Annotated in this window: 6 protein-coding genes; all 6 read left to right on the forward strand. The window is 72.5% G+C overall.

Going from position 1 to position 6,275, the window contains the following annotated elements; all coding sequences use genetic code 11:
* Nucleotides 1-91: 91 nt before the first annotated feature.
* The 6 genes from ACIRFH_RS26425 to ACIRFH_RS26450 all read left to right on the forward strand — a co-directional run bounded on the left by ACIRFH_RS26425 (nucleotide 92) and on the right by ACIRFH_RS26450 (nucleotide 6,079).
* Nucleotides 92-1,129: a sugar kinase gene (locus ACIRFH_RS26425; RefSeq protein WP_403525602.1), complete on the forward strand. Its 1,038-nt coding sequence runs from the start codon at nucleotides 92-94 to the stop codon at nucleotides 1,127-1,129.
* The gene (locus ACIRFH_RS26430) at nucleotides 1,126-1,935 is read left to right on the forward strand and encodes an IclR family transcriptional regulator (RefSeq protein ID WP_403525605.1); all 810 of its coding nucleotides are present in this window, start codon (nucleotides 1,126-1,128) and stop codon (nucleotides 1,933-1,935) included. Before ACIRFH_RS26425 ends, ACIRFH_RS26430 begins: the two co-directional genes overlap by 4 nt.
* Nucleotides 1,932-2,342 carry a RidA family protein gene (locus tag ACIRFH_RS26435; RefSeq protein ID WP_403525608.1) on the forward strand — a complete coding sequence of 137 codons (411 nt, stop codon included), beginning with the start codon at nucleotides 1,932-1,934 and terminating at the stop codon, nucleotides 2,340-2,342. Before ACIRFH_RS26430 ends, ACIRFH_RS26435 begins: the two co-directional genes overlap by 4 nt.
* Nucleotides 2,343-2,452: 110 nt before the next feature.
* Nucleotides 2,453-3,931: a GntP family permease gene (locus tag ACIRFH_RS26440; RefSeq protein WP_403525611.1), complete on the forward strand. Its 1,479-nt coding sequence runs from the start codon at nucleotides 2,453-2,455 to the stop codon at nucleotides 3,929-3,931.
* 68 nt (nucleotides 3,932-3,999) lie between these two features.
* Entirely contained in the window at nucleotides 4,000-4,677 is a 678-nt protein-coding gene (locus tag ACIRFH_RS26445; protein ID WP_403525614.1) for a hypothetical protein, read from the forward strand.
* A 67-nt stretch (nucleotides 4,678-4,744) separates the two neighbouring features.
* Nucleotides 4,745-6,079 carry an Nramp family divalent metal transporter gene (locus tag ACIRFH_RS26450; RefSeq protein WP_403525617.1) on the forward strand — a complete coding sequence of 445 codons (1,335 nt, stop codon included), beginning with the start codon at nucleotides 4,745-4,747 and terminating at the stop codon, nucleotides 6,077-6,079.
* Nucleotides 6,080-6,275 lie beyond the last annotated feature (196 nt).

Consider the following 6,275-nt stretch of genomic DNA (forward strand, 5'->3'; position numbering starts at 1 on the left):
ATTGCGTATATCGCTCACTGCTGTCTAACATCTCGGCCAACGCGGGGTCAACGGAGCCGCCGCCCGCGACAGCGCAAGGAGCCCCACCATCGTGACCGCCACCGGACCCCGCAGCACCGCCTCCGACGTCGTGGATGTGGTGGCGCTCGGCGAGTCCATGGTCACCTTCCTGCCCTCGCGCCCCGGCCGCCTCGCCGACGTCCCCTCCTTCGACCGCGCCATCGGCGGCGCCGAGTCCAACGTCGCCTGCGTGCTGGCCGCCGCCGGGCACACCGCCCGCTGGGTCAGCGCCGTCGGCGCCGACGGCTTCGGCGACCACCTCGTCGAGACGATCGGCTCCTACGGCGTCGACGTCTCCGCCGTCCGCCGCGACCCCGACCGCCCCACCGGCGTCTACTTCCGCACCGCCGGCGACCGCGCCACCGACGCGCACGAGGTGGCGTACTACCGGGCCGGCTCGGCCGCCTCCGCGATGTCGCCCGCCACCGTGGACCTCGACGCGCTCCACGCCGGACGCGTCCTGCACCTGTCCGGCATCACCGCCGCGCTCTCCGCCGACTGCCTCGGCCTGATGCGCGAACTGACCGTCCGCCGCCCCGGCCGCCCCCTGGTCTCCTTCGACGTCAACCACCGGCCCGGCCTGTGGCGCGACGGCGACGGCCCGGCGGTGCTGCTGGAGCTGGCGCGCGGCGCCGACCTCGTCTTCGTCGGCGAGGACGAGGCCTGGGGGCTCGGCGGCCCCGAGGCCGTGCGCGCCGCCCTGCCCGAGCCGGAGCTGCTCGTCGTCAAGCAGGGCGCGGCCGGCGCCACCGCCTTCCACGGGGACCGCGTCGTCTCCGTCCCCGCCCTCACCGTCGACGTCGTCGCCGCCGTCGGCGCGGGCGACGCCTTCGCCGCCGGCTTCCTCTCCGCCACCCTGCGCGGACTGCCCGTGCGCGACCGCCTGCGCCACGGCCACCTGACGGCCGCCGCCGCCCTCACCGTCCCCGGCGACCTCGCCGCGCCCCCGGCGCGCGCACACGCCGACCGCCTGGCCGCCCTCGACGACGACGCGTGGGGGAGACTGCGACTCGGCCCCGGCTGGACCCAGGCCGACGAAGGGGCCGACGAGGAGGTACGCACACCATGAGCCAGACCGTCGACCGCGCGCTCAGCATCCTGCCGCTGCTCGCCGAGGGCCCCGCCGACCTGGGCCGGGTCGCCGACCGGCTCGGCGTCCACAAGTCCACGGCCCTGCGCCTGCTGCGCACCCTCCACGAGCACGGCTTCGTCTACCGCCAGTCCGACCAGCGCTACCGCCTCGGCGCCCGCCTCATCTCCCTCGCCCAGGAGGCGATGGAGAACCTGGACGTCCGCGAGATCGCCCACCCCCACCTCGTACGCCTCAACGAGCAGATCGGGCACACCGTCCACCTCGCCGTCCACGAGGACGACGAGGTGCTGTACATCGACAAGGTCGACAGCCGCTACCCGGTCCGCATGTACTCCCGGATCGGCAAGCCCGTCGCCCTCACCGTCGCGGCGGTCGCCAAGCTGCTGCTGGCCGACCTTCCCGAGCACGAGCGCCGCGCCGTCGCGGAGAAGCTCGACTACCCCCTCTACACGGCCCGTTCGACGCCGAACGCCGACGCCTTCCTCAAGGAGCTGGCCACGGTGCGCGAACAGGGCTGGGCCACCGACCTCGGCGGCCACGAGGAGTCCATCAACTGCGTCGCCGCGCCCATCCGGGGCGCCGACGGCAGGGTCGTCGCCGCGATGTCGGTCTCCGCGCCGAACGTCGTCGTCACCGCCGACGAACTCCTCACCCTGCTCCCGCTGGTGCGCCGCACGGCCGACGCCATCAGCGGCGAGTACTCCGGCAGGACCCCCGTGCAGAACCCCGCGCACCACCCTTCGCGCACCCCCTCGCACAACCCCGAGAAGGACACGCCATGACCGACAAGACCGCTCTCACCCCCGCGACCCACACCGTCCCGCCGGCGAAGTTCTCCCACGGCGTCCGCAAGGGCAACATCCTCCAGGTCGCCGGCCAGGTCGGCTTCCTCCCCCATGAGGAGGGCAAGGCCCCCACCCCGGCCGGCCCGACCCTGCGCGAGCAGACCCTCCAGACCCTCGCCAACGTCAAGGCGATCCTCGAAGAGGGCGGCGCGGGCTGGGACGACGTGATGATGATCCGCGTCTACCTCACCGACGTCGACCACTTCGCCGAGATGAACGACATCTACAACGCGTACTTCGAGGAGCAGGGCCTCACCCAGCCGCCCGCCGCGCGCACGACCGTCTACGTCGGTCTGCCCGCCGGACTCCTCATCGAGATCGACGCGCTGGCCGTCCTGGGCTGACCCCTTCCGGCATCCCGCCTGTCTGTCGCACGGCACGGCGCCCCCCGGGGGCGCCGTGCCGCGCCCCGCCCTGCCCGAAAGCTTTATGCGTTCACCCAGAGGACCCCCGTATGTCCTTCCCGTCCCTCCAGTTCGCCGCCCCCGAGGCCCCGCCGCACACCGGCGGCCTGCTCGCCCTGATCGACGGCACGGCGGGTCTGCTGACCGTCGCCGCGATCGGTATCGCGCTCCTGCTCTTCCTGATCATCAAGGTGCGGCTGCAGCCCTTCGTCGCGCTTCTCGCCGTCTCCATAGCCGTCGGCCTGCTCGCCGGCCTGTCGGTCACCGAACTCTTCGGCACCGTCCAGAAGTCCGACGCCGTCTCCACCATCGAGTCCGGCATGGGCGGCATCCTCGGCCACGTCGCCATCATCATCGGCCTGGGCACCATGCTCGGCGCGATCCTCGAAGTCAGCGGCGGCGCGGAGGTGCTGGCCTCCCGGCTCCTCGGCCTGTTCGGCGAGAAGCGCGCCCCGCTCGCCATGGGCCTGACCGGCCTGATCTTCGGCATCCCCGTCTTCTTCGACGTCGGCATCTTCGTCCTCGCGCCGATCGTCTACGCCGCCGCCAAGCGCTCCGGCAAGTCGGTCCTGCTCTACTGCCTGCCCCTGCTCGCCGGCCTGTCGATGACCCACGCCTTCCTGCCGCCGCACCCCGGCCCCGTGGCCGCCGCCGGACTGCTGCACGTGGACCTCGGCTGGGTGATCCTCATGGGCATCGTCTGCGGCGTCCCCGCCGTGCTCGCCGCCTGGGCCTACGCCGCCTGGGTCGGCCGCCGCATCTTCGTCCCCGTGCCGCAGGACATGGTCGAGGCCGCCGAGGAGGCCAAGCAGGCCGTCATCGACGAACAGCGCAAGGCCGGTGTCGCACCGCGCGAGACGCCGGTGCCGCTCGGCACGGTCCTCGGCATCATCGGCACCCCGCTGGTCCTCATCCTCGCCGCGACCTTCTCCTCCATCGCTCTGGACCCCTCCACCGGCCGCTCGGTGATCGAGTTCTTCGGCAACCCCTTCGTGGCCCTGACCATCGCCCTGTTCCTCGCCTACTACCTGCTCGGTATCCGGCGCGGCTGGTCCCGCAAGTCCCTGGAGACCGTCTCGACGGCCTCGCTGAAGCCGGTCGGCAACATCCTGCTGGTGGTCGGCGCGGGCGGTGTCTTCGGCGCCGTCCTCAAGGCCAGCGGCGTCGCCCAGGCCCTCTCCGACACCTTCCACGACGTCGGCCTGCCGGTGATCGTCCTGTCGTACCTGATCTCCCTGGTGCTGCGGGTCGCGCAGGGCTCGGCGACGGTCGCCATCGTGACGACGGCGGGCATCGTGGCGCCGCTGCTCGCCGGGGGCGACCACTCGCAGGCGTTCACCGCCCTGGTCATCATGGCCATCTCGGCGGGCTCCATCTTCGCCTCGCACGTCAACGACGGGGGCTTCTGGATGGTGGCCAAGTACTTCGGCATCAGCGAACGGGACACCTTGAGGACGTGGACCGTGCTGGAGAGCGTGCTGTCGCTGGGCGGCTTCGTGGTCGCCGCCGTGCTCAGCCTGTTCGTCTAGGCATCGTCGGCGTAACGATGCCGGGCCCGGCTGTCCTCCGCACAGGAACGTCGACCATACTGCCCGCTGTGGAGCAGCGCATTGGATCGAGCAGCCGGCCCCTGCCGGGCGAGCCCGTGGTGAAGGGCGCCGGTTTTGACCCGGCCTTCGTCCCCGGGCTCACCCCGCCCCCTTCCGACCAGCCGGAGGACGCGACACCGGCCGAGGACGCCTCCGTGTCCCCGGCCGAGGAGACCGCCTCCGAAGGGACCGAGGCGGTCTCCGAGACGGCCTCCGAGGTGGCGGAGGAGCCCGAAGCGGCCCCCGACGGGCCGGTCTTCGAGGCCGCCGACCGCCGGGCCCGCATCGTCGCCGACCACCGGGGCGTACGGCTCGCGCTCGACGACCAGGCGTGCGAGTTCCGCTGGGACGAGATCGGCGCCGTCGAGACCGAGACGGCCCGCTTCGGCAAGCGATACACCGTCACCGTCCACACACCGGACCGCCGTTGGTACCCGATCGAGATCGAGGCGCCGTCCAGGAGCCGCTTCAAGGAGTGGGACGCGGCCCTGGACGAGGTCCTGGACGCGTACTTCGACGACGAGGCGGACGCTGAGACGGACGGCGAGCCGGAGTCCGGTGCGGCGTCGGGCGCGAAGCCGGAGTCCGAGGCGGCGTCGGGCGCGAAGCCGAAGTCCGAGGCGGCGTCGGACGCGAAGGACGACGCGGACGCCGGCGAGCGGGAGGCCGCGGCCACCGCCGAGTAAGCGCATCGCGTGGAGATCCCCGTACGCCCTCTTGCCTCACCGGCCGCTTTCCGCTTCCTTGATTCACATGGCGGACACCACGGGCAACACCAGGGACACCGGTGCACCACGCGACGCCGGGGCCGGAACCGACCCGGCCCCCCGTAAGTCCAGTTGGCGCCACATCGGCCCCGGCATCGTCGTCGCCGCGACCGGTGTGGGCGCCGGCGACCTCGTGGCCACCCTCATCGCGGGCAGCAACTTCGGCTACACGCTGCTGTGGGCGGCGATCGTCGGCTGTCTGGTGAAGATCTCCCTCGCGGAGGCGTGCGGCCGATGGCACCTGGCCACCGGCCGCACCCTCTTCGACGGCTGGGCGAGCCTCGGCCGCTGGACCATGTGGTTCTTCGCGGTCTACGCCGTGATCTGGGGCTTCGTCTACGGCGCGGCGGCGATGTCGTCCAGCGCCCTGCCGCTGCAGGCCCTGTTCCCGCACGTGATGGACCTCGAGTGGTGGGGCGTGGCCTGCGGGCTGGTCGGCCTGGTCTTCGTCTGGTTCAACAAGTACGCCGTCTTCGAGAAGGTCATGACGGTCCTGGTCGGCGTCATGTTCGTGGTGACCGTCTACCTGGCCGTCCGCGTCACGCCCCACCTGGGCGACGCCTTCGCCGGTCTCCTGCCGGTCCTCCCGGACGAGAAGGACTCCGTCCTCAACACGCTCGGCCTGATCGGCGGCGTCGGCGGCACGATCACGCTGGCCGCGTACGGCTACTGGGTCAACGCCAAGGGCTGGACGGACACCGGCTGGATGAAGGTCATGCGCCTCGACAACCGGGTCGCCTACGCCACCACCGGCATCTTCGTCGTCGCGATGCTGTTCGTCGGCGCCGAGCTGCTGCACTCGGCGAACATCGCCATCGCGAGCGGCGACAAGGGCCTGATCCAGCTCGGTGACGTCCTGGAGGACCAGTACGGCACCGCGACCGGCAAGCTCTTCCTGATCGGCTTCTTCGCCACCTCCTTCACCTCCCTGATCGGCGTCTGGCACGGCGTGAGCCTGATGTTCGCCGACTTCCTGGCCCGGCAGCGGGGAGAGCGGGAGGCACGCGGCGACGAACTGGCCTCGGGCCGCCGTGAACGTTCCTGGTCCTTCCGCGCCTACCTGCTCTGGCTCACCTTCCCGCCCATCGTCCTGCTCTTCCAGGGCCAGCCCTTCCGCCTGATCATCATCTACGGCGTCCTGGGCGCCGCCTTCATGCCCTTCCTCGCCCTCACCCTGATCTGGCTCCTCAACTCCGCCCGCACCCCCCGGGAATGGCGCAACGGCGCCCTGAGCAACGGCATGCTCGCCGTCGCCGGGCTGCTGTTCCTGGTCCTGTGCGTGAAACAGGTCTGGGACCAGCCGTGGGCGGAGTTCTTCTGACCCCGGGAGACCGGCGGGGGGGGGGGGGGCGCCCCCCCCCCCCGCCCGGGGGGGGCCGGGGGGGGGGCCCCCCCCCCCCCCCCCCCCCCCCCCCCCCCCCCCCCACCCCCAACCCCCCCCCCCCCCCCCCCCACCCCCCCCCCCCCCCCCCCCCCCCCCCCCCCCCCCCCCCCCACCCCCCCCCCCCACACCCCCC

This window comes from Streptomyces sp. NPDC093586 (genome assembly GCF_044764905.1).
GTDB lineage: Bacteria > Actinomycetota > Actinomycetes > Streptomycetales > Streptomycetaceae > Streptomyces.

Coding starts and splice junctions, on each gene's coding strand:
- ACIRFH_RS26430 (WP_403525605.1), top strand. CDS start 1,126: ATGAGCCAGACCGTCGACCGCGCGCTCAGCATCCTGCCGCTGCTCGCC.
- ACIRFH_RS26435 (WP_403525608.1), top strand. CDS start 1,932: ATGACCGACAAGACCGCTCTCACCCCCGCGACCCACACCGTCCCGCCG.
- ACIRFH_RS26450 (WP_403525617.1), top strand. CDS start 4,745: ATGGCGGACACCACGGGCAACACCAGGGACACCGGTGCACCACGCGAC.
- ACIRFH_RS26440 (WP_403525611.1), top strand. CDS start 2,453: ATGTCCTTCCCGTCCCTCCAGTTCGCCGCCCCCGAGGCCCCGCCGCAC.